Below are 26928 nucleotides of genomic sequence, written 5' to 3'. Positions count from 1 at the left end.
GAAGTGGGGAAACTCCCATTCTACCGATCCTCGCTGGCAACATTCGGAATGTCGTCGGCGCGCGTTCAGGCTGCAGGCGTAGTTTTGAGTAGTGACCGAACTTAGAGACATCCCCCTCACCACTATTGACGGCAGCCAAACAACGTTGGCGGATTATCAAGACAAAGTGGTGCTCATCGTTAACGTCGCATCGCGCTGTGGTTTGTCGCCGCAGTACGCGCAGTTGGAGCAACTGCAGAAGACATATGGCGATCGTGGTTTCACTGTCTTGGGCTTTCCCAGCAACCAGTTCTTGCAGGAGCTGAGTTCTGAAGAAGCGATTGCGGAGTACTGCTCTACAACGTGGGGTGTCACGTTCCCCATGTTCGAGAAGGTCAAGCTCAACGGTAAGTCAGCTCACCCCTTGTACGCCGAACTCAAGAAGACCGCGGATGGTTCGGGTAAAGCTGGCCGCGTCGCGTGGAACTTCGAAAAGTTTCTCGTCACGCCCGGCAACGATGTCACTCGTTTTCGCCCGACGGTGGTTCCGGATGACCCGGCCATCGTTGGTGCCATCGAAGCGGCACTTCCGGCCTAGGGTAGAGAGTTATGGCTACAGAGTTTCTGCATGAGAAGGATGCTGCGCGTTACGTCATGAAAGTTGATGACGCACTCGTCGCGGTTGCGGACTATCGCACCAACGGATCGTCTATCTCTTTCAACCACACCTATACTCAGCCTGCCCACCGCGGCAAGGGCTACGCTGCCCAGCTTGTGAAGTTCGCGGTCGATGATGTCGAAGTGAATTCAGCGCTGCGCGTGCTGCCCATGTGCTGGTACGTTTCCGATTGGTTCGAAGCGAACCCCCAGCGGGCCGAGCTGCTGACGCGTTAGCCTGCCCGGCAATTCTCGTGAGGTGCTGGCGCTCGTGAGGTGCTGGCGCTCGTGAGGCGCCGACGCTCCGAGCGATGGTCCGCTACTTCTGACGCTGAAGTTGCACGAGCATCTCTGGCCCGTTGTCATCGAGCAGCTTTCCGCCCCAGCGCACCCCGATAATCAGCAGTGTGCCTCCCAGCACGATTGCGACGGCGAGAGAGATCCAGCCGAGTGACTGGTTGAACGTTGCGAAGCCGATAATGGCGAGCACCATTTCGGGAAGAGCCAGGAGCGCCAGTGCGGTCCACGATGCGAACATCGAGAGCATGAGGGTGAATCCCCCGCCAGGGCGGGACTTGAATGGATTGTCTCCGGGAGCGGGCACAGCGAACGCGAACCGTCCGGAAACAAGTGACGACAGTGCCAGGCCGGTGATGAAGAGGCCGAGGGAGATGCCGAGCATCCCTACCAATCGTTCCCAACTATCACTGACCCACACACTCGCAACCGTCAGGATGATGGTTGTGGGCAGAGCGAAAACGCTCACGGCAATGACTCTCCCCCATCGATCGGCGCGGCCGCTGACACCAGATTGTAAGTGGAGGCTGAATGCCGTGTTGTCGTAGGAGACATCGGTGTAGATGGACATCCCGAGCAGCACCGCGACGATAGGGCCGACGAAGAGCAAACCGCTGAGATCTCCGCTTGCGCCGCTATAAAAGAAGACAATTGCGGGAACCAGCGGCACGCTAATGAGCGATTGGGCATAGCGCGGGTCGCGCGCCCAATAGGTGAGGGCGCGAGCGGCCACCGCGCCCGTTGGCGTGCCGGAGAAGATGGCGAACCAGCCGAGTCCGCGTTGGGTGTGACTGAAGGACGTCGAGGTTGCGGGGCGCTCGAGGGCGCGATCCAGCGCCCAGCGCCACACCGCGGTCGCTGCGATGAGCGTGCCGATGCCGATGAGGGCGTGCAGCACTGCTGTGCCCGGCCGCCCGATAGCCAGATCGCCAGGAACAGCCCAAATAGCCCCGAATGGCGTCCATGCCACCACGTCGGCGATGATAGGAAGCACCGTTCGAAGCTCACGAAAAAGTGTGGACAGCGCGAGAATCGCCGGGCCGAGCAGCAAGAGCGGGATCAACACAAGCACTGTTTTTGCTTCGCGAGCTCGACGCCCCGAGGAGATTCGCACCGTCAGGGCGGCAAGCATCCGTGACCCTACGACGCAGGTGAGGGCGCCGATGGCGGCACAGAGCAGCGCGACGATCGCGACGAGGGGCGTTTGCCACCACACCAGACTCGTTGCAAGAGCGGCCAGGGTGGTGATGATTCCGGGGACCCCAAGAACACCGCTGACGGCGAGAGCCAGCAGCAACGTAGTGATGGGGATAGGGAAAGTCGCAAGCCGTGCCGGGTCTACCGTTTCGTCGATGCCCGAACTCAGCAGCGGAAGAAATGTCCATCCCAACACCAGGATGGCGCCGCCAACGACGCTGACAGTGCGGCCAAGGCTGTCGGGAGCAGAACTGAGAAAGAGGAGGCCGACGACCACGAGGAACAGCATGAACATGCCGTAGACCGTGCCGAGCACTACGGCAACCGCCTGCCAGGGACTACGCGTGAGGGCGTTGGCAAGCAGCCTGAATCGCAGCCTTACGAGATGCGCAACCACTCGGGGCCCTTTCCATGACGACGTCCGCCGACGAGCTCCACAAAGCGGTCCTCGAGCGTCGAGGAGCCCCGCACTTCATCCGTTGTTCCGGATGCCAATACCCGGCCATCGGCAATTACGGCGACATGGTCGCACATGCGTTGGACCAAATCCATGGCATGGCTGGAGACGATGACGGTTCCACCAGATTCGACGAAGCCGTGCAGGATATCTCGGATGTTGGCACCAGAAACCGGGTCAACCGATTCAAACGGTTCATCGAGTACGAGCAACTGCGGAGCGTGGATCAGTGCGCAGGCGAGAGCGATCTTCTTGGTCATGCCGGCGGAGTAATCGACGACGAGAGTGCCGCTCACGGCATCGAGGTCGAACAGCTCGAGAAGATCAGCGGCGCGTTCGGCGACCACGGCACGGTCCATGCCACTCAAGAGGCCCGCGTAGGTGACCAGTTGAAGGCCCGTTAGCCGGTCAAAGAGGCGAACACCATCGCTCAAGACGCCGATGCGTTTCTTCGCCTCGACGAGGTTGCTCCACACATCAAGCCCGTGCACCGAAACCGTGCCAGCATCGGGCCGGAGAAGGCCCGTGGCCATCGAAAGCGTCGTGGTCTTGCCAGCACCGTTGGGACCGACAAGGCCGAAAAAAGATCCACGAGGAACAGTGAGATTGACAGCATTGACGGCGAGTTTCTCACCAAAACGCTTGGTAAGTCCGCTTATTTCAAGCGCAGGAACGAGAGTGGGGTTTTCGGGCACGGTACTACCCTAAAACCGATTCGTCCTCAGAGAGGTGTGCGCCGCAGAATCTGTGGTGATAACCAGCTACTAGAGTCGATAGGACGCGGCAGTTCTCTCACTCCGCGAGTTCTTCGAAAGGTTGTTATGACGATTACTGCTGCTGCTGACGGATCGGCGCTCGGCAACCCAGGGCCAGCCGGATGGGCGTGGTACGTCGACGACAACACCTGGGCAGCTGGCGGCTGGGATCACGCCACCAACAACCAGGGCGAGCTCATGGCGGTGCTGCAGTTGTTCCGCGCGACGGCCCATGTCGACGAGGATCTGTTGATTTTGTGCGACAGCCAATACGTCATCAACTCCATCACCAAATGGATGCCCGGCTGGAAGAAAAAGGGCTGGCGCAAAGGCGACGGCAAGCCCGTCATGAACGTCGACCTCATCAAGCAGATCGACGATGCCATCACCGGCCGCCGCTACCGCTTCGAATGGGTTCGAGGTCACGTGGGGCATCCGCTGAATGAAGCTGCGGACGTCCGAGCGCGTGGTGCCGCCGAGGCGTTCCAGCGTCGCTCGATCTGCCCCGCGGGCCCGGGTTACCCCGGAGCGACCGCGAGTGACGCCAGCCTGCCGGGCGCAAGCGACGAGATCGCTCCCCTGTTCTAACAGGCTGCCGCTTGAGTAGCTTGGCGATTAGCGCCGGTGCCGTCGAGCTGGGGGCGCCCAGCGCGCACTACTCGGGTGAGAAGAACGCTGCGATTGCTGAGCTCAACGCGAGCGGGTCAGCGACGCCGCACAATTCGCGAGCGGAATGCATCGAAAGCAATGGCAGCCCAACGTCAATAGTTCGGATACCCAAGCGGGTTGCCGTAATGGGCCCGATGGTGGAGCCACACGGCATGTCGTTGTTCGACACGAACTCTTGGTACTCAACGCCAGCCTGACGGCACGCGCGAGCCCACTCCGCAGCGCCAAGCGCATCGGTGGCATAGCGCTGGTTGGCGTTGATCTTGAGCAACGGTCCCCCACCAAGGCGCGGACGGTTAGCGGGATCGTGACGCTCAGGGTAGTTCGGGTGTGCGGCGTGGCCGGCATCCGAGGAAAGGCACCAGGATTCAGCGACGGCGCGCATTCGGTCTGTTTCTGTACCGCCCAAACCTGCGCTGATGCGGGCAATGAGGTCGGCGAGGAACGGCCCGCCAGCACCAGAGCGGGATGCCGAACCAATTTCTTCATGGTCGAACGCGACAAACAACGGAATGTGATCGAGCTTGGTGTCGAGCCCGAGCAGAGCGACGAGACCGGCGTGCACCGACGACAGATTGTCGAGACGACCGGAGGCGAAGAGAGCGTCGTCGAGCCCGAAGACCGCTGGTGCCGCGGTGTCGGCGACCACGATGTCATACCCGTCGATGTCTTCCGCAGAACGGTCTTTTGCCTTCGACGACAGAATTGAGGCGAGATGACCGAGAACATCGGCATCATCGCGCTCGCCCAAGCCGAACATCGGGTTCATGTGCGCTTGGCGCTTGAGAGTGAGCTTGTCGTTGACGCCGCGATCAAGGTGGATGGCGAGCTGCGGAAAACGCAGCAATGGGCCGGTGCGCACGAGTTCGGTGCTGCCATCACGGAAGGTCACTCGTCCAGCGAACTCGAGCTCACGGTCGAGCCATGAGTTGAGCAGCGGGCCACCATAAACCTCAACACCGGCTTGAAGAACACCTTCGGAGCCGGTGGTCGGCTTCGGCTTGAGCTTGAAGCTTGGCGAATCAGTGTGGGCCCCAAGGATGCGGAACGGCGTCGTGCCGGTAGCCTTCGTTGGCTGAATCCATGCCGCAATCGCACCGTCGCGGATCACGAAGTACTTCGCTGCCTTGCGAGTGCGCGCCCCATTCCAGTCATCAGCCTCGTGCAATTCGCTGAAACCGGCGTCACGTAAGCGGCGCGCAGCCTCCGCTACGGCGTGAAAAGACGACGGTGATGCGGAAACAAAAGAGGCAAGATCGTGGACATGATTCAAAGCAGCAGTCATGGAATCATTCTCGCACTGTTCGCCGTGAGCAGCGCCCAGCAGCGCACGAGTGATGGCTAGAACCAGATGCTCAACCACGGCGTGGTCGGCGCGTGGAATACACGCTCCACCACCGCCGCAGCGCCTTCGGTCAATTCCGTAATGCGGCCGGCAGCAACCAGCGCTGACACGGTGACTCCACCGAGATACAGCGAGCTGAGTTCATTGACCGACAGCGAAACTGAAGCAATCGTGGCGGGAAGCTCTTCTACCGCGCGCACCTGCGGCATCCCACCCTCATCTGTCGAAAGCACAAAGCGGCCGTGGGCGAAGCCGAGGTCATCGTTGACATCAAAACCGAGCTCGGCGGCACCCGAATACGTCCGGGCGGTGAGCGACGCGGGCACATCAAGGATGCGCAACCACAAGTGATCAATCGGGGAAACCTGAGCGGCACGCATGTCGGACAGAAGCCACAGCAACGGTTCATCGACGGAGCGTAGCTCGGCTTTCACCTCACGCACGAGGTCGACCTCAAGCACAAAACGCCACAAGGCCTCGTAGGCCTCGGGGGTCTCAGCCAGCAGGTAGTCGACCGTGAGCTTGTGGTGAGTGAAGTCGGCTCCGCCATCCTTCACGCGATATACCACGAATCCGCGCGGCGTTCCGCTCTCGTCATCGAATCGCACCACGCGGGTGTTCTTGGTGTACTCCTCATCGCCGGGCGCAGTGCCGGCGATCTGCTCCCAGCGCAGCGGCCACACGGCGATTTGTCCTGGAGTGGCCAGCCGGACACGTTCAAACACCGCAGGTGCTTCGCTGACGAAGACGGAGGGTGCCACGTGCTGCAGAGTGCCACGGCGCTCATGAGCCACGAGCGAAGCCCGAGTCGTATCGATCGTAAGATCAGCAGCGAACACGGCTTGACCGAATCCGAAACGGCCGTAGATCGTCGACTCCGACACGGTGAGCATCGCCATCGGCAGCCCCATCGCAGCCGCCGAGCGCAATTCCCCTTCGAGAAGCGAACGCGCGATGCCACGGCGACGATGCGTCGGCGAGACAGTGACGGAGCTGATAGCCCACGCATCAATGCTCTGACCGCCCGGAACGGTGAGTTGCTCGGTCCAGGAGCTTGTTGTCGCTACAGGAATTTCCGGGGCGACCAAGTGGTCATCCCACACACCGATCGTGCGGCGATACGTCACGCCGGCAAAATTAGAATCGACCTGTTCTTTTGACATGGCCGGACCGTGAAAACCACGGGAATCCGCTTGAAACCAGGCCTCGAATGCAGCACGGTTCGACGTATCGACTAAGTCGTAGCGCAATCCACTTGCAGCGAGGGCAGCAGCCGACGTGGGATCAACAGGGTGAAGCGAAAAGTCGTTGGTCATGCACCAACGGTACCGCGAACTTTACTGAATGAACCATGGTGGATACACAGCCACCTTCGTCTTAAACGAGGCGCCATCGAGGAGCGACTTCACACGCTCGCGAGCTTTATCGCTCGCGACTCCGACGAGTTGCACATCATCGAAAGCGAAGGAGCCGTGAATAAGAACCTCAGCGTCGTCGGTGAGCTCATCGGCACGCAGGTTGCCGAGCATCCGAGTGATGGCTTTTTCGTCTGTGGCAAAGCGAGTCAGACTTGCTGCGGCATCGCCATCGGCCAGAACGGCATCCTCGCCGAGAGCGCGAACGGTGCTGACGAGGAACACGAAATCTGTGGGTGTTGCAGTGCGGGCCGCGTCTGACCAGCGCGGTTCCGATGCTCCGGCACGCAGTTCACGCCAGGCTGCGGACTCTGGCACCAAGCTGAACGGAACGTAGCGGTCAACGGGCTCGCCGGTGCTGAGCGATGCTGCGCCGCGAAGCTCGCGGGTCAAGGGCGAACTGATGTCGAGAATCGCATCCTCAATTGACGCAGCAGCGACAAGCTGACCCTCGCGGAGGATGCTCTCCAAGTTGCTGATGTGCGTGACGTGATAGACACGTTGGTCCGACAACGACGGGACCTTCGCGCTCGACGCGCGCGGAGTGCCGGGAACTCGCTTAGTGCGAGAAGAGGTAGTGGCACGCGTTACCGGCTTGACAGGGACAGCCTTAGGAAAGCAGGAATCGCAGAGACCGTTTTCGAAGCCGTGGATGCACTCAGTGCCAGACATTGGAGCCTTTCTCGGAGTTCAGAAATGACCTCCGTATCCAAGGTACGGCAATTATCGGCTGCGTATCGCCGTCTCTGCACGATGAGCGAGTTCGCGAAGCAGTGTTTCGTAGCTGGGATCGAAGCGGCGCGGTCCGGTATCGAAGATACACACGGCGCCGACGATGTCGCCGTTGGGGGCTGCGACCGGGTAGCCAGCGTAAAACCTGATGCGTGGACCTTCAACAACCCATGGATGGTCGGCAAATCGTTCGTCGTTCAGGGTGTCTTCCAAAACGACAAGACCACGATCAGTGAAAGCTGCACTGCAGAATGCTCCCGCTTCATCGCGTTGCATAGAGCCAACGCCTGATATCGACGTGAACCAGTGGGCGTCTTGATCATGGAAGGTGATGGCGGCGCCGGCGGTTCCAAAGAGAACTCGCGCAGAATGCATGATTGTGGCCAACGATGTCGACACCGTCTTGCGGGTGAGTGTTGAACTCTCAAATGCTGCCGGAGCGACGATCGAACCGGGGCGTTCAGCAGGAGGCACAGCCACGGCAGTGAGAGAACGCGCAACGGCGGGGGCAAGCGTGCGTGCCCAGTGCTCGTAGGTGGGGCTATCGAGTAACACCCGAGTGTTTCCCGCGGATGCCGTGGCAGGCACGAAGGTTGCTCCTGGGCGAGTAGAGCACAACTGCTCGCTAATCGCGTTGAGGTTGGCGACGTTGTGATTGACGATGCGGAGTAATGGAGCGGGAAGCGACACGAATTCATCGAGCGGAGCTACGCCAACAATGAACGTGTGCATGGCGCCGCCACCGCACTCTTCGATCGTGTTCATCAGGTCAGTGATGTCCCTTCGCCAAGCGAAAAGGGACCGGAAACGCAGGGCATCGCCCCCGCCGAGCGTGAGCACAAGGGCGTCATATCGTTCAAGGTTTGCCCAACGGATGACGACTCCGGTATCAGCGGCAGACATCGAGGGGTCAGAAACAATGTCGACGCTGCAGCCGCGCTGGGTCAGGGCTGACAGTTCTCGAGCGAGATGACCGCCGAGTCCGAGCTCATGCGTATGCACGCCATAGCCCGACGATTTGCCGGGACCGAGAAGGAGTACGCGATCAGGATCGGGCCCAATCGCTTCGACGCGGGGGTCATCAACGGGCAGAGTGAGCGCACGCCAGCGTTGTGGCTTCACCGCAAGCCACAGTGTGATTATTGGCCACGCCAATAGCGCAGCATAGCTACGTAGCAATCAATTCCCCACCCGAACGCCCAGACACGGGCACCCTCAAGTTTCCGAGTATAGATCTGAAAACTATTCAATACCAGCGGGAATGAGGAAAACTAGAAATTATTTACGAGCTGCCTTAGCCGCGCGTTCCGTCTTGATCCGCGCGTTCTCGTTGTTGACAGCGGCGTGAACCGCACGTTCCTCAACGAGCCACGCAGGCATTTCGACAAGAAGCGCCTTGATCTCTTCCGAGGTCATCACATCGGGCGCGCCAGCGCGGGCAAGTCCCGAGGTCGAAACGCCGAGCTTTTGCGCCACTACTTGGCGAGGGTGCGGTCCTTCTGCACGCAACTGCGTTAGCCACTCGGGCGGAGTGGCAAGCAATTCTGCGAACTGTTCGCGGCTGATCTCGGAATCGCGGAACTCTTCCGGGGCGGCGGGGAGGTAAATCCCCAGCTTTTTGGCGACGGTTGCGGGCTTCATGGTCTGGACTGGCACCCCCCAAGACTAACCTGAAGACATGTCTTCACCATTCACAGTCGCTTTTGTGCTCGGCGCGACTCCCGGTAAGTGGGCTCGCGTCTGGAATGAACGCCTGCCCGAGACGTCGCTTGATCTTGTTGCCGCCGAGCAGGACGCCGCCCTCGACATGCTGCGGGCGGGCACCGCTGATGTCGCCTTGCTGCGCCTTCCTGTCGATCGCGCTGAGAACAGCGACCGGCCACTCGCCGCTATTCCGCTCTATACAGAGCGCGCCGTCGTTGTTGTTCCCAAGGGGCATGCCATCGAAGCGCTTGATTCGCTCGCTCTCTCAGGGTTGGAAGCCGAGAACGTTATTCGCGGTGACTGGCGCGATGCGGTTGAGCTCGTCGCTGCCAATGTGGGAGTTGCTGTATTGCCTCAAGCGGTGGCTCGAGCGCTCACGCGCAAAGACGTTGTTGCTCGGATGCTCGATGACGGCCCAGAATGGCGCGTTGCGGTGGTCTGGCGCGATGGTTCTGTCGACCCTCTCGTAGAAGAGTTCATCGGAATCGTGCGAGGACGCACCGCCCGCAGCTCACGCGGAACCGCCGCCGCCAACGATGCTGCCGAGGACACTCCCCCGAGCCGCACAGCCCAAAAATCGGGAAGCGGAAACAAGAAGGGTTCCGGTGCTCGTTCATCGGGGCGCACGCATAACGGAAAGAGTGCGGCGAAACGCCCCGCACGCGCGAAGAGTTTCCGTCCCCAACCGCGCAAGGGCTAACGGCTATTCGCTGATCGAGTCGCGCAGAATGAATTCTGCGATGTCCGGGGCCATAGCGTCGGCCCAGGCCCGATAGCTTTGACGACCGTCGATTGCCTCGGGGTCATCGATGGGTGGCGAGAAGTGCACATAGTGGGTATGCGCGCGGTGTGCCACCGTCCGCTCGATTTCGGTGTTGTAGCGCTCGGTCATCGTAAGGATGTGGCGTTGATAGCTAGCGGGAAAGCGTGACATCTTGGGCGGCACGCATCCCAAGATGAACACTCCAACATCGGGTGCGGAGTTCTCTAATAGAAAATCGACGAGCCGTGCTAGGTCGCGTCCCCACGTGCGAGCCGGGGTAAAAGTAAGCGCCTCAAAGACACCGAAAGACAACACGACCGCTTTAACGTCGGCGAGGTCGCTCACTGCGATCTTTGCTTGCACCTCGCGTGTTGTCAGTCGAGCACCCGTGACCGTCGCAACTTCGATGCCGCGACCTGTCAGGGCGGCGAGTGAGCGGGCGAGCGATCCACCCAGCGCGAGTTCGTGGGAGGCAACTCCGTACCCCACGACAATTCCCGAGCCGCACAGCAGAGCCTTCTGGACATCGGGACCGTCGGCGAGCACGGGTGGGCCCGCCTCAGGTTTCGGCAGTCCGCGCCACGAATGAGGAGACGTGTAGACCCACGTGAGCATGAAAAATTTCATCACGACATGTCCAAGGCTGGCGAACATCTCGAACTCCGTTTCGGGCGATGTCGGAGTGCGCCCCGGAGGTTAATCGTGGCGCAAATACCCCGGCGGTGGGGCCTCTCTAGGTATCGGCACTTTAGCACCGTTGAAGCGCACTTCCTAGGTTATTCGCGAGTGGTCGCGCTCTCACGCTCAGCGCGTGCTGATGCTCGCGAACTTGCGTATCGCCAGCGGAACGAAGATGGCGAGCATCACCACTATGCCGATCAGCACCGTAAGAACGGGGTGCTGCTGCGACCACACATCGGACTGCACGGCCCCAGCGGGGGTGTTGCCGAACAACTCGCGGGCGGCCTGCACGAGGGCTGACACGGGATTCAACTCAGCGAAGGTGCGCAGTGGTCCGGGAAGGGTTTCGGCGGGGACGAAGGCGTTGGAGATGAATGTCAGTGGAAAGAGCACCAAGAACGAGACGTTGTTAATGACCTCTGGGCTGCGCACGCTCATTCCAATAAACGCCATCACCCAGGAGAGTGCGTAAGCAAAGAGCAGGAGCAGAGCGATCGCAGCGATCGCTTCGAATGGACTTGACTTGATGCGCCATCCGACGATCAGGCCTGTTGCCATCATGACGATCATCGAAAGCGAGTTGATGAGTAGATCACCGTTGGTGCGACCGACTAAGACCGCGGAGGGGCTCATCGGCAAAGTGCGGAAGCGATCGATGATGCCGTCTTTGAGGTCTTGAGCCATCGCCGAGCCCGAATAGGTTGACCCGAACACCACCGTCTGAGCAAAAATGCCGGCCATGATGAACTCTTTGTACGTGCTGCCGGGAATATCGATCACGCCGGCGTAGACATAGGTGAAGAGCAGCACAAACATGATCGGCTGCAATGTCGTGAAGACCAAGATGTCGGGCACGCGTTTGATCTTGATGAGGTTGCGACGGGTGGTGATCCAACCGTCATTCAACCAGTTCATGACCGATGACGTGGCGGTCGGGGTTGGGGCTGTCGTGGGTGCTGTGGCGGTCATTTCTGTGCCTTCTGTGCTGGTGCTGCATCCGTCGTATCAGTGTCGGTTTCGTCGGCGCTTGCCGTGTGGCCGGTGAGCTTCAAGAACACGTCATCGAGAGTGGGACGACGCATTCCGGCGTCGTAGAGCTGGATGCCGCGGCTCGCGAACTCCGTGAGAATCAGCTGCAGCGCGGCGGGAGCATCTTCCGCGTTTACGGTTAGGCCGCGGCCGTCGAGACTCACGGCAGGTTCGGTGCTGCCGAAACGAGTGAGGATCTCGTGGGCGGCGGCCGCATCATCCTTCGACACGAGGCTCACTTCAACTCGCTGACCGCCGATGGATGCTTTGAGCTCATCGGAGGTGCCCTGGGCAATGACTTTGCCGTCGTCGATGACCGAAATGCTGTCGGCAAGCTGGTCGGCCTCTTCGAGGTACTGGGTGGTGAGAAGCACAGTGGTGCCCTCCCCCACGAGCGTTGTAATGACATCCCACATGCCAATGCGGCTGCGCGGGTCGAGACCGGTGGTTGGCTCGTCGAGAAAGAGCACCGGTGGGCGCATAACAAGGGCACCGGCAAGGTCAATGCGGCGACGCATGCCGCCGGAGAACCCTTTGACGGGACGGTTTTGCGCTTCGGTGAGGTCGAAGAGGGTGATGAGTTCGCGTGCCCGCTCGCGAGATTGCTTGGCACCGAGGTGATAGAGCCGACCGACCATGTCGAGATTCTCAAAACCAGTGAGGTTCTCATCGACAGCGGCATACTGCCCGGAGACACCAATCATGGGGCGGATGCGCTCGGGGGAAGCGATGACATCGACACCGTTGATAGTCGCTGAACCTGAATCGGGGCGGATGAGGGTAGTCAGCACCTTGACAGTGGTCGTCTTGCCCGCACCATTCGGGCCAAGCAGAGCCGTTACTGTGCCCTGCGGAACCTCCAGATTGAGACCGTCGAGGGCATGCACGGGGGCTGCACCCTTAGGCGTATACGTCTTCTTGAGATCTACTGCTTCGATATAACTCACGGGGTAACGCTAGAACATGGCAACGACATCGCAAAGACACGCCGATGGATGTCGTACGCAATTGACACACTCGAACATATGTTCGAATATGAACAGGTGTCCCCTGTATCTGCCTCTGCCGCTTCAGCGACCGCTGAAGAGTTTTCGGCTGGGCGTGAGGCCTCTAGCGGTGCAACGCTGACGGCTGCAGAACGCGTCGCTGAACTGCAGTCCCGCATCAGCCAAATGCAGTCCCGCACGTTAAGTTCTACGCTCATCCCCACACATCCGGCCATTGCCTCATTGCTCCCGGGCGGCGGTTTGCAGCAGGGCAGCGTTTATTCGGTTGACAGCTCGGCGATGCTCCTTATGACGCTCCTCGCTGCTCCCTCCGCGGCAGGATCGTGGTGCGCTGTCGTAGGAGTGCCCGAGTTCGGGATTGAAGCCGCCCAGCGGTTCGGGGTCGATCTTGAACGACTCGTGCTGGTGCCGCATCCGGGCGATCAATGGCTCGCGGTGACGGCAGCGATTGCTGATGTCGTAGATGTTGTCGTCGCCCGCCCGCCCACGCGGGCATCCGATTCTGCAGTGGCCAGATTGGCGTCGCGGCTCCGGCAACGCAAATCAACACTGCTCATGGTGGGGTCGTGGCCGCAGAGCGAAGCGATGGTGTCACTGGGCGAGAGCCAGTGGCACGGTATTGGCAACGGTCATGGGCATTTGGCTGCGCGTGAAGTGACCGTCACGGTGACGAGCAAAAATGCGGGGCGACCACGCAGTGCACGCATCTGGCTACCCGATTCTTCTGAACAAATACGTGCTCATGGTGCGGCGGAGATGGCTCCTGCGCCGCTGACGGCTTTGCCTCACAAGGTCTCGGCATGAAAGCCGAGTCGTCGCAGGGGTCACGGGCAGATGCAGGAGCGCTTCCCGAGTCACTCCCCCGAGTTCTGGTCCTTTGGGCCCCAGATTGGCCCGTGGTTGCTGCGCGACAACACGAAAAGCTTCCAGCGGATGCCCCGCTTGTCCTCGTGGAGAAAGGGCTTGTCTTTGCGGCAGCAGCGTCCGCTCGCGCTGAGGGCGTCACTCGCGGGTTACGGCTGCGGGAGGCGCAGTCGCGGTTCCCCGGGATCATCGACCGACCTTACGATCCTGCCCTCGACAGCCGAGCATTCGAACCGGTGCTCGCGGGGATCGAAGAATTGATTCCCGGAGTGCAAGTGTTGCGACCCGGCATGTGTGCCGTTCGTGTGCGAGGTGCTGCCCTGTATTACGGCGGAGAAAAAGCGGCAGCGTTGACTGTTATTGATCGCGTCAACGAGATTGCGGCATCCGATGCTCGGGTAGGTATCGCTGATGCTCTCTTCACTGCGGTTCATGCTGCACGCAGCACTAGTGCCGCAGACCCTCGTTCGCGAGGGGGAAGAGTGCGGATGGTGCCCGCTGGCAGCTCTGCCGAATTTCTGGCACCACTGCCGATCGCTGTGTTAGAGGAACCGCCTATCGTGACTCTGCTGATGAAGCTCGGCATCTCCACTCTTGGCGAGTTTGCCCACCTCGACCGCCTCGATGTCCGCACTCGTTTTGGGGAACTCGGCGGCCGATTGCACGCTCTCGCCAGCGGTCGGGATCCGCAGGCTTTCGTCGCGCGCACTCCCCCGCTCGACCTTGACGTCGTGATCGACTTTGAGCCCGCCCTTGATCGAGTAGATCAGGTTGCTTTCGGCATCCGCAGCCGGGCCGACGATTTTGTGGCCGGTCTTGTGCAGGCTCAACTGGTGGCGACCGCGATTCGAATCGAACTTGATTCGGAATCGGGTGAGGTTGCCGAACGGGTGTGGCTGCATCCCCGGTCGTTTAGCGCCAGCGATGTTGTCGATCGCGTGCGCTGGCAAGTGCAGGGCTCTAACCTCATCGATGCGGGGCTCAGCTCGGGTATCTCTCGGGTACGCATTGTGCCCGAAACAGTCGACGAAATTGGCCATCACGAAACCGGGCTCTGGGGGTCAGGGCTAGAGCCGCGCATCCATCACGGGCTTTCTCGAGTGCAAAGCATGCTTGGCCACGGTGGTGTTCTTGTGCCGACGATCGAGGGCGGGCGCACTCTGCAGTCCCGTCAACGGTTCACCGCGTGGGGCGACCGCAGCGTCACTGAGCGATCGCCACAACGCCCCTGGCCGGGCGTTCTCCCCGCTCCGCTGCCGGGAACAGTCTTCTCCAGCCGTCACGCCGTGCACGTGTTTGCCGAGGACGGCACCACAGTGTCGGTGGATGCGCGTGGCCACGTTGCTGCACCGCCTGCCCAGTTTTCGACAAGCGATTCACGTTCACGCACTCTCACTGCGTGGGCAGGGCCTTGGCCACTTGCCGAACGATGGTGGGAGGCAGAATCCCCCGGGCGTTCGTGGCGCTTTCAGGCTGTTGACGACACCGGATGCGCGTGGCTGTTGGTGCTCGATGACGGCGGTTGGTGGGCTGAAGCGAGGTATGACTAATGGCGTGGTCTAACCCTCCCATCCCGTGGCGGCAGTTGGAGCGTACGCTGTCGGGTTTTGGTACCGTCACGCCGATTGGTGAAGCCGGTGACGGTCGAGCCATGTCGCTCGTCTCCAGCAAGCGCGCCCCCTACATCGCTCCCAGCGCGCCGCCGAATGACGTGGCGTCAGAAGCGAGCCTGGCCGCCACGGTCGTGCCGTATGCAGAGCTGCACGCCCATTCGAGTTTCAGCTTTCTCGATGGCGCGAGCATGCCCGAAAAGCTCGCAGAAGAAGCAGCGCGGCTGGGGCTGAGCGCCCTCGCCCTCACCGATCACGACGGGCTCTATGGCATTGTGCGCATGGCCGAAGCAGCCGCCGAGTTGGGATTACGCACCCTGTTTGGCGCCGAGCTCTCGCTCGGATTGAGCGGGCCGCAAAACGGCATAGCCGATCCCGAAGGCGATCATCTTCTCGTGCTTGCTCGAAAAGAGGAGGGCTACCACCGTCTTGCCTTGGCTATTACGCGAGCCCAATTAGCCGGTGGCGAAAAAGGTCGCCCGCGTTACGACCTTGATGAACTCGCTGAGCTGGCCTCCGGACACTGGTTTGTGCTCACGGGCTGCCGCAAGGGAGCGGTTCGTCGCGCCCTCAGCGGCTCCGAGGGTAATGGCGCTCCCACGACGGAATCCATGCGTGCGGCAGGGGCAGAGCTTGATCGGCTCAGTGAACTGTTCGGGGCGGAAGCGGTGATCGTTGAACTCTTCGACCATGGTTACCCGCTCGACTCTGCTCTCAACGATGCTCTTGTCTTGCTTGCCGCCGAACGCGGATTGCGGGTGGTCGCGACGTCCAACGCTCACTATGCGACCCCTCGCCAGCATCACTTGCATTCAGCGATCTCAGCGGTGCGTGCTCGTCGCAGTCTCGACGAGATGGACGGGTGGCTTCCGGCTGCGGGCACAGCCCATTTGCGTTCGGGGGCTGAGATGGCTGTGCTTTTTGCGCGCTATCCCGCAGCAGTTGCTAACACCGTCGAGATCGCGGACGAGGCTGCGTTCGAGTTGAGGCAGGCGAAGCCGGCACTTCCCGATCAGGCTGTCCCCGAAGGGCACACCCCGGCGAGCTGGTTGCGAGAGCTGACGTGGGCAGGAGTGAAAGATCGCTCTATTGAACTGTCAGAAGCCAACCGGGCGCGCATTCAGCGAGAACTCGATGTCATCGAAGAGAAAAACTTTGCTGGCTACTTTCTGATCGTGCACGACATTGTGGCCTTTGCGCGCGGGCGCGGCATTCTCTGTCAAGGGCGCGGGTCGGCCGCCAGCTCTGTGGTCTGTTACCTGCTCAAGATCACGGCGGTTGACCCTCTGCGTTACAAGCTCCCTTTCGAGCGCTTCATCTCAGCGATGCGAGAAGAGGAGCCAGACATCGATGTCGACTTCGACTCCGAGCGTCGTGAAGAAGTTATCCAATACGTATTCGAACGGTATGGGCGCGAGAATGCGGCGCAGGTCGCGAACGTGATTCAGTACCGTCCCCGGTTTGCCGTGCGCGATATGGCGAAAGCTCTCGGGCATAGCCCAGGGCAGCAAGATGCGTGGTCGAAACAGATGGAGCGCTGGGGTTCCGACGTTTCGGGAGTTGACCATGACATCCCCGATTCTGTGTTGGATCTGGCCCAACAGGTGATGAAATTTCCGCGGCACCTCGGTATCCACTCGGGTGGCATGGTGCTCACCCAGCGGCCGGTCGGCGAGGTCGTGCCGATTGAGCACGCACGCAAAGATAAACGCACTGTGGTGCAGTGGGATAAAGACGACTGCGCCTGGATGGGGCTGGTCAAGTTCGACCTGTTGGGCCTCGGCATCCTGTCGGCGATGCAATACAGTTTCGATCTCGTTGATGAGGCCCTCGGCGAACGGTGGGATCTTGCGACCATCCCTGCCGAAGAGCAGGGCGTCTATGACCAACTGTGTCGAGCGGATGCCATCGGCGTCTTCCAAGTCGAGAGCCGTGCTCAGATGGGGTTGCTGCCGCGCCTTCAGCCACGCGAGTTTTACCATCTCGTTGTCGAGATTGCGCTCGTGCGCCCCGGCCCGATTCAGGGCGGTGCCGTGCACCCCTACGTTCGTCGCAAAATGGGTGCCGAACCGATCACCTATCTGCACCCCAATCTCAAGGAGCCTCTCGAGCGCACCCTCGGCGTTCCCATTTTTCAAGAGCAACTCATGCAAATTGCGGTTGCGGTTGGCGGATGTTCGGCTGACGACGCCGATCTTCTACGGCGCGCAATGGGCTCGAAGCGAGGAATTGAACGCATCGACAAGTTGCGCACCAAGCTCTATGCGGGAATGGCCAGCAACGGCATCGTTGACGCGGATGCCGACCGAATTTACGAAAGTATCCAAGCCTTTGCCGGGTTCGGCTTTGCTGAGAGCCACGCCTTGAGCTTCGGGCTGCTCGTGTATGCCAGCGCGTGGGTTCGGCTCCACTACCCCGCGGCGTTCTTGGCTGCGCTCATGCGGGCGCAACCGATGGGTTTCTATTCGCCGCAATCATTGGTGGCGGATGCCCGCCGTCACGGTGTGGTCGTGCTTGGTCCCGACATCCAACGTTCGGGGGTCTTCGCCGGATTGGAAGCATTGGGCGATGGAATCGCGGCTACGGGCACTGATCGTTGCCTCGATGCTGAACAGCCTCCTGTAGGGCCGTTCGATCGTTCAGCACCCTTCGATACCGACGACCACCGCCGCGATGGAGCCTTTGCCGTGCGCCTGGGTTTTGATGAAGTAAAAGGCGTCGGAACAGTGGTTGCCGAGAAAATTGTGGCCGCACGGGAGTCCGGCGAGTTCGTGTCGATGAATGATCTGGTGCGGCGGGTAGGTCTCACGACGAAACAATTGGAGGCTCTGGCAGCAGCGGGAACTTTCGACTCTCTCGAACTCACTCGTCGCGAAGCGATGTGGAATGCGGGTAACGCGGCACAGGATCGCGAGGAGTATCTCCCCCACAGTGTGGTCACCGTTCAGCCGCCGCTCTTTTCAATGTCGAGCCCGGTGGATGATCTGATGGCCGACCTCTGGTCAACGGGAATTTCGCCGGCAAGCCACCCGGTCGCCCACCTCAGGGAGACTCTGAGCAAGCGGGGAATCCTGAGCGCAACCGACCTGATGACCGCTGAATCCGGGCGTCGTATCGAAATTGGGGGTGTTGTGACGCATCGTCAACGTCCCGCAACGGCCAGTGGAATCACCTTCATGAACATTGAAGATGAGACAGGTCTCATCAACGTGATTTGCAGTGTTGGAGTGTGGGGGCGCTACCGCCGAGTGGCTCGTGACAGTGCAGCGCTCATCGTTCGTGGTGTTCTTGAACGCTCCGTTGATGGTGTGATTAATGTTGTTGCAGACCGCTTTGAACCGCTTTCGGGGCTCCCCCGCACCCGATCTCGAGATTTCCGCTAATGACGACTTCATTACCGTTATGTGTCTTTTTCGAAATAGATGACACATGCAGGGCTTTCCTGCTATAGCCTTATCCCATCGTTCATGTTCTAGACAAAGGCATGAATGCGGCCTCGACTGTCGGGGCCTGAGGAACGCTCCTGGAGGAGTTTTAAATGGCACTAGGTACCGTCAAGTGGTTCAACGCAGAAAAGGGCTTTGGCTTCATCGCCCCCGAGGACGGAAGTCCTGATGTGTTCGCCCACTACTCGGCCATCGCAACAAATGGCTACAAGTCGCTCGACGAGAACCAAAAGGTTGAGTTTGACATCACACAGGGACCCAAGGGTCCCCAGGCGGAGAACATCCGCCCCCTCTGATCTTGATAGTTCAGTAATGAGAACGCCCCCGGTCCTATACCGGGGGCGTTTTCTTGTTAAAAGACGGATGCACGGCTGCGCTCTTAGGGGTATGCGTGCGTGCAGCACCCGTCAGGCTGTGTGCCTCGCACGGTGAATCATGAAGCGCGCACGGCCCAGCTGTTGGCGACTAGTGCATGCCCTTGCGCAAGTAATCGATGCGGGTCTGCAATTGCGTCACCGTAGCCTGAGCGACCGCAGGGCCGCCACAGACGCGACGCAACTCCGCGTGGATCAATCCGTGCGGTTCATTAGAAAGCTTGGCTCTACGGCCCACGAGGTTGTTGAGCAGGGTCCGCTGCTCTTTGAGCGTGCGATACAGCGGCGGCGGCTGTTCTTCTTTGGGACGACTCTCTGCGCGCTTTGACTGGCGTTTTTGGCGCTGCAGCAATAGTTCTCGTACTTGCTCTGGCTCCAAGATGCCGGGAAGCCCAATGAAGTCGAGCTCTTCGTCACTGCCCGGTTCGGCAGCGAAACCAAACTCTGCGCCGTCAAACAGCACACGATCGAAGTTCGCTTCAGACTCGATGGCTTCCCACGTGAACTCATCAGCAAGTTCATCGCTCGTCTTCTCTTCACGGTTCTCCGCATCGAGGAGGCTGTCATCGAGCAGATCATCAGGCGATTCTTTGCGATCGAGCGCGTGGTCACGCTCCTTCTCGAGCTTTCCCGCGAGGTTCATGAGGTTGGGAACGCTCGGCAAAAAAATTGATGCCGTTTCGCCACGGCGACGAGTGCGCACGAAACGACCGACTGCTTGGGCGAAATATAAGGGGGTGGATGCCGAGGTCGCATACACGCCGACGGCAAGTCGCGGAACGTCGACACCTTCAGACACCATGCGCACAGCCACCATCCAGCGACTATCACTTTCGGCAAACTTTCCGATGCGCGACGATGACTCTTTCTCGTCGGAGAGAACGATCGTGGCGGACTCCCCTGTGATGTCCTTGATGAGCTTGGCGTAGGCCCGAGCCGCGAGCTGATCGGTCGCGATGACGAGTCCTCCGGCATCGGGAACCGAATGTCGCACCTCGCTGAGGCGACGATCCGCCGCCCGCAGCACAGCCGGCATCCATTCGCCTTTGGGATCTAGAGCGGTGCGCCACGCCTGCGCGGTGACGTCTTTGGTGTCGCCTTCACCGAGGCGCGCCTCCATCTCATCGCCCATGCGGGTGCGCCAGCGCATCTTGCCGGCGTAGGCCATGAAGATAACCGGTCGGACAACCCCGTCTTCGAGCGCACGACCATAGCCATAGCTGTAGTCGGTGACCGAAGTGCGGATGCCTTCATGGTTGGGTGCATAGGTCACGAAGGGAATGGGGGCGGTATCGCTGCGGAACGGTGTACCCGTGAGTGAGAGTCGCCGAGTGGCACGACCGAAAGCCGTGTGGATGGCGTCGCCCCAGCTGAGAGCGTCGCCGCCGTGGTGCACTTCGTCAAGAATCACGAGCGTGCGGGCAGAGTCGGTGATCTCTTGATGAAACGAGGCCTTCATGGCCACTTGCGCATAGGTCACAGCAACACCGTGGAAACGTCGTCCGCCCCAGGCATCGCCGTTGGAGAACGACGGATTGAGCCGGATTCCGACACGGTTGGCGGCATCCGCCCATTGGCGTTTGAGGTGATCGGTTGGCGCAACGACGGTGACGCGATCGATCTCCCGGCGCGCAAAAAGCTCAACAGCGAGACGGAGAGCGAAGGTGGTTTTGCCGGCGCCAGGTGTGGCAGCGGCAAGAAAGTCGCGAGGTTCTCTTTCGAAGTAAAGATCGAGGGCTTCTGCCTGCCAGGCACGCAGTTTGGATGCGGTGCCTCGGGCGGCGCGTTCGGGGTACGACGGTGAGAGATGTTCCGCAGCGAAGGTGCCCACGGTGGGGCCAGGCAATGGAGTGCTCACTTGATAAGACTTTACCGTTCTCTACTGACAACCGAGTTCGTGACTGCTGTTTTTTGGTCGTGTGGGCAAAAAGTTTGCGAACGACTAGTCACGTTGACCGAGGCGCGGCCGTTCCGAGCGCTGTGATCCCAAGAGGCGCGCTGGCCCTATCGCGCCGGTTCCAAAGCGAGCGGATGCCGCCTCCATAGCTTGTTCCGCGTCGCGCCAGCCGTCGGTGGTGTCCCACAAACTCAGCTGCCCGCCGCCCGGCTCGACGAGTTGCTCTCCGCGCACGCCAACGAGGCGCACCGGCCGACCTTCGCGAGCAAAGTCGGCATAGACATCTCTGACGGTCTCGTAGATGGTGCGGCCGAGGTCGGTGGGGTCGGGCAGCTTACGCGAGCGAGTAATGGTGCTGAAGTCTTCGAACCGGAGTTTCAGCACCACGGTGCTCGCTTCCATACCAGCGCCACGCAAGCGTGCGGCGACCTTTCCGGAGAGCCGGAGCAATTCGCGGCGAATCTCGTTGGCATCCAACACGTTGTATTCAAAGGTGGTCTCGTGGCCGATGCTCTTCTCGGCGGCCCGTTCGACGACGTTGCGGGGATCGTTGCCCCAGGAGAGGTTGTGCAGCTTTACTGCGCCAGCTTCGCCGACCGCGCGCGTGAGGGTTTCCCGATCTGCGTGAGCAATATCGGCAATAGTACTGAAACCGCGGTGCTGCAGTGATTCCGCCGTCTTGCCACCGACGCCCCAGAGGGCGGTGATGGGCAGCGGATGCAGGAATTCGATTGTCTTGTCGGCCGGGATGACGAGCAGTCCATCGGGCTTAGAGAGGCCCGATGCGACTTTCGCCACGTACTTCGAGGCCGCGGCGCCGACAGAACAGACGAGCCCTGTTTCGGCGAAGACTCGACGACGCAGCAGTGCCGCCACCTCGAGGGGTGACCCGTAGATGGCCCGCGCTCCTGCAACATCCAGAAACGCTTCGTCAATGCCGAGTCGTTCTACCTTGGGGGTGAGTTGGTCGCAGATATCGAAAACGATGGAAGAAAAGTGTTGATAGCGCTCGAAATGTGGCTCAAGCACAATGGCGTTGGGACACCGGCGCAGGGCGAGGGCCATGGGCATCGCTGAGTTCACGCCATACTTGCGGGCCTCGTAGGTAGCCGCGGTGACCACGGAACGAACGGAATTGTGCCCGACGATGACCGGCTTACCAATGAGCTCAGGATGATCGAGGAGTTCGACGGAGGCGAAGAAGGCATCCATGTCAACGTGCAGGATGGTTGCGGTGCTGTCATCGACGCCCGGTGCGGTTACATGCCGCGTTCGACCGTCTTGCTTGCCCATAGTGCCATTCTCTCAGGTGCCTCTGACGCTCGCTCGCGGGACGCGGGATCGGCAGAGAGCCCCGGACACAGAAAAGGGGCGGTGCACCGCAGTGCACCGCCCCTTTTACCCAAGAGTGTTTAGCGACGTGAGCCGCGCGTAATCAACCCGTAAAGGAAGAGCACGAGCACTGAGCCGCCAATGGCGACCAGCCACGTTTCGATGGAGAAGAACTCTTCGAGGCCAATGCCAAAGATGGCGCCTCCCACGAATCCTCCGACGAGTGCTCCAACAACACCGAGAAGGAGTGTTGCGAGCCAACCGCCGCCTTGGCGTCCGGGCAAGATTGCCTTAGCGATAGCTCCGGCGATGAGTCCCAGTACGATCCAGCCGATGATTCCCATTGTGTGTTCTCCAAACGGTGGTTAAGTGGTCTTCGGTGTGAAAACCAACAGAGAAGAGATAACCACGTGCCCTATCCGAGGGTCAAAGCAATTCAGTTCACTCTCAGGAATCACCCGGGTATCGCACAGGCAAATTGTGAGACAGGCTAGACGTATGCAAGAACAACACCCGTGGAGCAGATATGTCGCTATCGGTGATTCCTTCACAGAGGGCATCGGCGACCCCGAACCCAACTCCCCCGGCGGCAATCGAGGCTGGGCCGACCGAGTCGCGGAAGTGTTGGGAGACCGTAAACCGGACTTTGCCTACGCGAACTTAGCCATCCGAGGCCGACTGCTTGACCAAATATCGAATGAACAGCTTGAGCCCGCGATGGAACTCAAAGCAGATCTCATTACTGTCTCAGCCGGCGGTAACGACATCATCCGGCCTGGTTCTGATCCCGACGAAGTCGCCCAGCGTGTCGACGCGCTCGTGGCACAACTGCGACGAGATGGCGCAACCGTGGTGCTTTTCACTGGACCCGATATCGGAATGACTCCCGTGCTCAATCGCATGCGTGGCAAGGTGGCGATCTACAACGAGAACATTCGTGCTGTCGCACAGCGCCATGATGCTGTTGTCGCTGACATGTGGTCCCTACGCGAGTTGTCAGACCCGCGGATGTGGTCGCGAGATCGTCTTCACTTCTCCCCTGTCGGTCACCATACAGTCGCTCGCATGGTGCTCGAGTCCCTGAACGTGGCGAATGAACTTGAGCCGTTCAATCCTGAGCCGCTTCCTCCACGTCGCTGGCGCGAGGCGCGCGTCGAAGACATTGGCTGGGCTCGCGAGCACTTGGTGCCATGGGTCTTGCGTCGAGTTCGCCACCAGTCGTCCGGAGACAACGTCACAGCCAAACGGCCCGGCTTCTAACGCTCTCAGTGGCACCATGGCCGCGCTGAGGCTAGACACAGCTCACATACGCGAAGAGGGCCCCTGCCAATGCGGCAGGGGCCCTCTTCGCGCGTTTCTCGGCTGACTATCCGGTGTAACCGGTGCGACCGGCTGCGGGGCAGTCAAAAGGATCTCCATCGGCACTGAGGCCGACTTCGTTGAGGTGGCGAATCACGATGCCGTACGACGTGACGAGTCCGACCTCGGTGTACTTGATGTCCTTCGTCTTGCAGTACTCCTTCACCATTTCTGCAGCGAGAGGCAAATGCGGCCGCGGCATAGTGGGGAAAAGGTGGTGCTCGATTTGGAAGTTGAGACCGCCCATGAAGTGGTTCATGAAGACACCACTACGAATGTTGCGGCTTGTCAGCACTTGACGGCGCAGGAAGTCAACCTTCGAGCCCTTAGGCAAGATTGGCATCCCCTTGTGATTGGGAGCGAATGATGCGCCCATGTAGAGCCCGAAGATTCCCATTTGAACGCCCAAGAAGGCAAATGCCATGCCGAGTGGGAGAAAGCTGAACACGACGGCAAGGTAGCCGATGTTGCGTACGAGCAGAAGCGTGATCTCGAGCCAGCGCTTGTCGACCTTCTTCTTGAAGTTGAAGACCTCTTGGAAGGCGTGCGAATGAAGGTTGAAGCCCTCAAGCAAGAGCGCGGGAAAGAACAGGTAGCCCTGGCGTTTCGCCATGAACTTAGTAATCCCCTTGAGGCCGACAGTCTTTTCCTTCTGGAAAATAATGAAGTCAGTCTCGATATCAGGGTCTTTGTCGACCGTGTTGGGGTTCGCGTGGTGACGCGAGTGCTTGTTCATCCACCAGGCGTAGCTAATTCCGACGATGAGGTCGGACATGAGCCGCCCCAGCGTGTCATTGAGCTTGCTGGACTGAAAAACTTGGCGATGCGCCAGTTCGTGCGTAAGAAATGCGTATTGCGTAAAGATGATGCCCATCGCCGCGGCGATCAACAAGATGTACCACGTGCCGGCAAGCATCGCGAAACCAACCCAAGCGGCGGCCATAGCGACGGTAATCACGGCAAAAGTGATGATGTAGAAGCGTCTGTTGCGGCGCAACAACCCTGCTTCGCGAACGGTGCGCAACAATGCTGCGAATTCGCTCATCGGGCTACCGACTCCGCGGGGCCCAGTCTTGATGATTCGTGTGGGATCGGCTGAGAGAGAACTACTCACGTGACCTCAGATGTTTTGAATGACTTCCCAGCCATTTGTCAATCGAGCAGGTGCTCCAGATGCACTCCACCTTATCGCGGCCTCCTGTGAGTGCCGTGTCTATTCGATAACTAAAACAAACTTTGTGGGTTGGTGAGCCTCCACCACGCCCCCGGGTCATCGATCTCCTCGCTGAATACCAGAGGAATTTCGAAAGTGTCTGACCCGATCTGCACGTGGAGCGCGCCCGCATTTTCCCCGGATTCCGCAAGGCGCACAGGGACAGCCTCGACCGTTACAGAGATCTCATCTTCGCCCCACACGACCATCTTGACGGTCGAGGCGGCCACCGCGGCAGACTCATCGCCCCACGGCGTGTCATAGTCAGCGAACTCCTCGCCGTCTGTTGCAACCTCTACCTCGGAGAACCCGGCAGTGGCATCCGCAATCAGCTCGCGGATCGCGGCATTAATCGTGGGATGGTCTGGCCCACCCACGACCGCGCCTACGAGGGTGATGACTTCGTCGCCGACGGTTACGTCAGCGGAGAACAGCAGGCACGACCAGCCGACGACGAGGGTTCCTGTCTTGATCCCATCGACGCCATCGATTCCGAGGAGTGCGTTGCTGTTACTCACTGCTCCGATGCCCGGAATCTCTGCGGACGACGTGGAAACGATGTCTGCGATGACAGGGTTTCCGATAGCCAGTCTGGCCAGTTCAGTGAGGTCGGCAGCCGTGCTTCGATTCGTATCTTGGATTCCGGAAGGCTCGGTGAGAGTCGTGTTCTCGAGTCCCTGTTCTTGAAGCCACACCGCAGCGGCCGCGACAAAAGCGTCTTCAGAGCCAAAAGCCCAGTTCGCTAGAGATTGCGCGTAGTTATTTGCGGAAGGAAGCAGCACAACCGTCATAGCATCGCGTTGGGAGAGCTGGAGACCGTCATACACCGGTGACACTGACCCATACTGCGCTACCTGAGCGTTGTAGAAGTCCACGTCTGTTTGCCCGAAGGTAATCGTCGGGCCCGCTTCGTCCACCTCAAGCGGTTTGGCGTCGAGCACGACAAGGGCTGTAATAATTTTCGTGATCGACGCGATGGGAATCGGGTCAGTGCTGCCGGCTTGCGCGAGCACTCCGGGGCGGTCGAGTGCACCAATCGCGGACGCACCGTAGCTCGGCAAGGTCAGTTCGGGCTCAGCCGCTACCGGGGTTTCGACCGCGAGAACCTGGGCCGAAACTTCGTCAAGGGGCGCGAGAAGTGTCAGTGGCAAGTAGAACGCTGTCGCAAGCACGACACCGGCAACAGAGAAGACGACGATACGGCGACGGCGAAAAATTTGGCGTTGAGTCAGCGGCACCGGATAACGCTAACAGGTGAATCTATGGTGGCGGCTAGCGTGCTCGAAGCATGTACATCCCCACCGCGCTAGCGGCAGCAACATTGAGCGAATCAACGCCGTGCATCATCGGAATCTTGACCACGGTGTCGGCGGCCTCGATCGTGCTGCGCGAGAGGCCATCTCCTTCAGTTCCCAAGATCAGGGCGACCTTCTCGGGGGCGTTAGCCGCAAAGGTATCGAGGTCGACCGAGTCGTCGTTGAGAGCGAGAGCGGCCAAGTGGAATCCCGCCGCCTTCAGATCCGCGGCGTCGGCAGGCCAATTCTCGAGGCGGGTCCACGGCACTTGCAGCACTGTTCCCATGCTGACGCGCACACTGCGGCGGTAGAGCGGGTCGGCGCAGCGTGGCGTGATGAGCACAGCATCCGCTCCGAGCGCTGCAGCCGAGCGAAAAATGGCACCGACGTTAGTGTGATCAACGATGTCTTCCAAGATGACGATGCGGCGTGCATCCGCCACCAGCTCAGCAACGCTGGGAAGCACCGGGCGGTGGATGGATGCCAGAGCCCCGCGGTGCAGATTGAACCCGGTGAGTTGTTCTAGTAGCGCTGGCTCCCCCACGTAGACAGGAACTGGGGAATCCCCGAGTAGTTCCGCCACGTCATCGAGCCACTGTTCTAGCACGAGTACTGCGCGCGGCTGGTGTCCGGCTCTCAGCGCGCGCGCAATCACTTTGGATGATTCGGCAATGTAGAGGCCGCCGGCTGGTTCTGTGCGGCGGCGCAGAGCGACATCCGTGAGGTTGGCGAAGTCGCTGAGGCGAGGATCGGAGAGATCGGTGACCCGGATGACGTTCACGGTGTGTTCCCAACTGTGCGGTTTCGCCATCAGGTGAATCTGAGATGGCAGTGGATGAGCCCGAAGTGCT

General features: G+C 60.2%; 25 protein-coding genes. 9 read left to right on the top strand and 16 right to left on the bottom strand.

Annotated features, from left to right (window positions below):
- The first annotated feature begins 91 nt into the window (after positions 1–91).
- Both I6E60_RS08775 and I6E60_RS08770 read left to right on the top strand, forming a co-directional pair.
- The gene (locus I6E60_RS08775; protein WP_197124773.1) at positions 92–577 is read left to right on the top strand and encodes a glutathione peroxidase; all 486 of its coding nucleotides are present in this window, start codon (positions 92–94) and stop codon (positions 575–577) included.
- A gap of 11 nt (positions 578–588) precedes the next feature.
- Positions 589–873 carry a GNAT family N-acetyltransferase gene (locus I6E60_RS08770; protein ID WP_197124771.1) on the top strand — a complete coding sequence of 95 codons (285 nt, stop codon included), beginning with the start codon at positions 589–591 and terminating at the stop codon, positions 871–873.
- Between the two features lie 82 nt (positions 874–955).
- Here the strand turns inward: I6E60_RS08770 and I6E60_RS08765 are convergent, their stop codons facing one another.
- Positions 956–2527, bottom strand: coding sequence for a transporter (locus I6E60_RS08765; protein ID WP_197179741.1), 1572 nt, complete (start codon positions 2525–2527; stop codon positions 956–958).
- Positions 2509–3282, bottom strand: coding sequence for an ABC transporter ATP-binding protein (locus tag I6E60_RS08760; protein WP_197124767.1), 774 nt, complete (start codon positions 3280–3282; stop codon positions 2509–2511). Before I6E60_RS08760 ends, I6E60_RS08765 begins: the two co-directional genes overlap by 19 nt.
- A 126-nt stretch (positions 3283–3408) precedes the next feature.
- Here I6E60_RS08760 and I6E60_RS08755 point away from each other — a divergent pair, with 126 nt between their 5' ends.
- Positions 3409–3930 (top strand): RNase H family protein, encoded by a 522-nt coding sequence (locus tag I6E60_RS08755; protein ID WP_197179739.1) that lies wholly within the window; start codon positions 3409–3411, stop codon positions 3928–3930.
- Between the two features lie 67 nt (positions 3931–3997).
- Here I6E60_RS08755 and I6E60_RS08750 read toward each other — a convergent pair whose 3' ends face one another.
- From I6E60_RS08750 to I6E60_RS08730, 5 genes are all read right to left on the bottom strand, one after another.
- Positions 3998–5296, bottom strand: a complete 1299-nt coding sequence (locus I6E60_RS08750) for a M18 family aminopeptidase (protein WP_197124763.1) — start codon at positions 5294–5296, stop codon at positions 3998–4000.
- Between the two features lie 56 nt (positions 5297–5352).
- Positions 5353–6672, bottom strand: a complete 1320-nt coding sequence (locus I6E60_RS08745) for a GNAT family N-acetyltransferase (RefSeq protein ID WP_197124761.1) — start codon at positions 6670–6672, stop codon at positions 5353–5355.
- Positions 6673–6693: 21 nt separating this feature from the next.
- Positions 6694–7284, bottom strand: coding sequence for a DarT ssDNA thymidine ADP-ribosyltransferase family protein (locus tag I6E60_RS08740; RefSeq protein WP_231601173.1), 591 nt, complete (start codon positions 7282–7284; stop codon positions 6694–6696).
- 210 nt (positions 7285–7494) lie between these two features.
- The gene (locus tag I6E60_RS08735) at positions 7495–8658 is read right to left on the bottom strand and encodes a GAF domain-containing protein (RefSeq protein WP_231601172.1); all 1164 of its coding nucleotides are present in this window, start codon (positions 8656–8658) and stop codon (positions 7495–7497) included.
- A 123-nt stretch (positions 8659–8781) separates the two neighbouring features.
- Positions 8782–9144, bottom strand: a complete 363-nt coding sequence (locus I6E60_RS08730) for a DUF5997 family protein (RefSeq protein WP_197125257.1) — start codon at positions 9142–9144, stop codon at positions 8782–8784.
- A 37-nt stretch (positions 9145–9181) separates the two neighbouring features.
- Between I6E60_RS08730 and I6E60_RS08725 the strand changes: the two genes are divergently transcribed.
- Positions 9182–9907 (top strand): LysR substrate-binding domain-containing protein, encoded by a 726-nt coding sequence (locus tag I6E60_RS08725; RefSeq protein WP_197179736.1) that lies wholly within the window; start codon positions 9182–9184, stop codon positions 9905–9907.
- A gap of 3 nt (positions 9908–9910) precedes the next feature.
- On the opposite strand, the gene I6E60_RS08720 is transcribed toward I6E60_RS08725, so the two are convergent.
- The 3 genes from I6E60_RS08720 to I6E60_RS08710 form a co-directional block, all read right to left on the bottom strand.
- Positions 9911–10597 (bottom strand): GDSL-type esterase/lipase family protein, encoded by a 687-nt coding sequence (locus I6E60_RS08720; protein ID WP_231601446.1) that lies wholly within the window; start codon positions 10595–10597, stop codon positions 9911–9913.
- A gap of 177 nt (positions 10598–10774) precedes the next feature.
- On the bottom strand, positions 10775–11620 hold the full coding sequence (locus I6E60_RS08715; protein WP_197124753.1) for an ABC transporter permease: 846 nt from the start codon (positions 11618–11620) through the stop codon (positions 10775–10777).
- A complete protein-coding gene (locus I6E60_RS08710) occupies positions 11617–12627 on the bottom strand; it encodes an ATP-binding cassette domain-containing protein (RefSeq protein WP_197124751.1) in 1011 nt (336 codons plus the stop codon). Before I6E60_RS08710 ends, I6E60_RS08715 begins: the two co-directional genes overlap by 4 nt.
- 96 nt (positions 12628–12723) lie before the next feature.
- Between I6E60_RS08710 and I6E60_RS08705 the strand changes: the two genes are divergently transcribed.
- The 4 genes from I6E60_RS08705 to I6E60_RS08690 all read left to right on the top strand — a co-directional run bounded on the left by I6E60_RS08705 (position 12724) and on the right by I6E60_RS08690 (position 18903).
- Positions 12724–13491, top strand: coding sequence for a hypothetical protein (locus I6E60_RS08705; protein WP_307784431.1), 768 nt, complete (start codon positions 12724–12726; stop codon positions 13489–13491).
- Positions 13488–15101, top strand: coding sequence for a DNA polymerase Y family protein (locus I6E60_RS08700; RefSeq protein ID WP_197179732.1), 1614 nt, complete (start codon positions 13488–13490; stop codon positions 15099–15101). Before I6E60_RS08705 ends, I6E60_RS08700 begins: the two co-directional genes overlap by 4 nt.
- A complete protein-coding gene (locus I6E60_RS08695; protein ID WP_197179730.1) occupies positions 15101–18544 on the top strand; it encodes an error-prone DNA polymerase in 3444 nt (1147 codons plus the stop codon). The genes I6E60_RS08700 and I6E60_RS08695 overlap by 1 nt, the downstream gene beginning before the upstream one ends.
- Positions 18545–18699: 155 nt before the next feature.
- Positions 18700–18903, top strand: a complete 204-nt coding sequence (locus I6E60_RS08690) for a cold-shock protein (protein WP_100389010.1) — start codon at positions 18700–18702, stop codon at positions 18901–18903.
- A 169-nt stretch (positions 18904–19072) separates the two neighbouring features.
- On the opposite strand, the gene I6E60_RS08685 is transcribed toward I6E60_RS08690, so the two are convergent.
- The 3 genes from I6E60_RS08685 to I6E60_RS08675 form a co-directional block, all read right to left on the bottom strand.
- The gene (locus I6E60_RS08685; RefSeq protein ID WP_197179728.1) at positions 19073–20839 is read right to left on the bottom strand and encodes a DEAD/DEAH box helicase; all 1767 of its coding nucleotides are present in this window, start codon (positions 20837–20839) and stop codon (positions 19073–19075) included.
- Positions 20840–20923: 84 nt separating this feature from the next.
- Complete coding sequence (gene dinB / locus I6E60_RS08680) at positions 20924–22171, bottom strand: DNA polymerase IV (RefSeq protein ID WP_197124741.1); 1248 nt, start codon at positions 22169–22171, stop codon at positions 20924–20926.
- Positions 22172–22290: 119 nt separating this feature from the next.
- Positions 22291–22554, bottom strand: coding sequence for a GlsB/YeaQ/YmgE family stress response membrane protein (locus I6E60_RS08675; RefSeq protein WP_197105618.1), 264 nt, complete (start codon positions 22552–22554; stop codon positions 22291–22293).
- A 154-nt stretch (positions 22555–22708) separates the two neighbouring features.
- On the opposite strand from I6E60_RS08675, the gene I6E60_RS08670 reads away from it, so the two are divergent.
- Positions 22709–23470 carry an SGNH/GDSL hydrolase family protein gene (locus I6E60_RS08670; RefSeq protein WP_197124739.1) on the top strand — a complete coding sequence of 254 codons (762 nt, stop codon included), beginning with the start codon at positions 22709–22711 and terminating at the stop codon, positions 23468–23470.
- Positions 23471–23576: 106 nt separating this feature from the next.
- On the opposite strand, the gene I6E60_RS08665 is transcribed toward I6E60_RS08670, so the two are convergent.
- The 3 genes from I6E60_RS08665 to I6E60_RS08655 form a co-directional block, all read right to left on the bottom strand.
- Positions 23577–24683, bottom strand: coding sequence for an acyl-CoA desaturase (locus tag I6E60_RS08665; protein ID WP_197124737.1), 1107 nt, complete (start codon positions 24681–24683; stop codon positions 23577–23579).
- A 110-nt stretch (positions 24684–24793) separates the two neighbouring features.
- The gene (locus I6E60_RS08660; protein WP_307841800.1) at positions 24794–26020 is read right to left on the bottom strand and encodes a D-alanyl-D-alanine carboxypeptidase; all 1227 of its coding nucleotides are present in this window, start codon (positions 26018–26020) and stop codon (positions 24794–24796) included.
- A 34-nt stretch (positions 26021–26054) separates the two neighbouring features.
- Positions 26055–26888: an RNA methyltransferase gene (locus I6E60_RS08655; protein WP_231601171.1), complete on the bottom strand. Its 834-nt coding sequence runs from the start codon at positions 26886–26888 to the stop codon at positions 26055–26057.
- Between the last annotated feature and the right edge of the window lie 40 nt (positions 26889–26928).

Origin of the sequence: Salinibacterium sp. SWN167, from assembly GCF_015864665.1 — a bacterium.
Taxonomy (GTDB): Bacteria; Actinomycetota; Actinomycetes; order Actinomycetales; family Microbacteriaceae; genus Rhodoglobus.
Note: the sequence above shows the minus strand (reverse complement) of the source record. Positions and strands in the feature narration are given on the sequence as shown.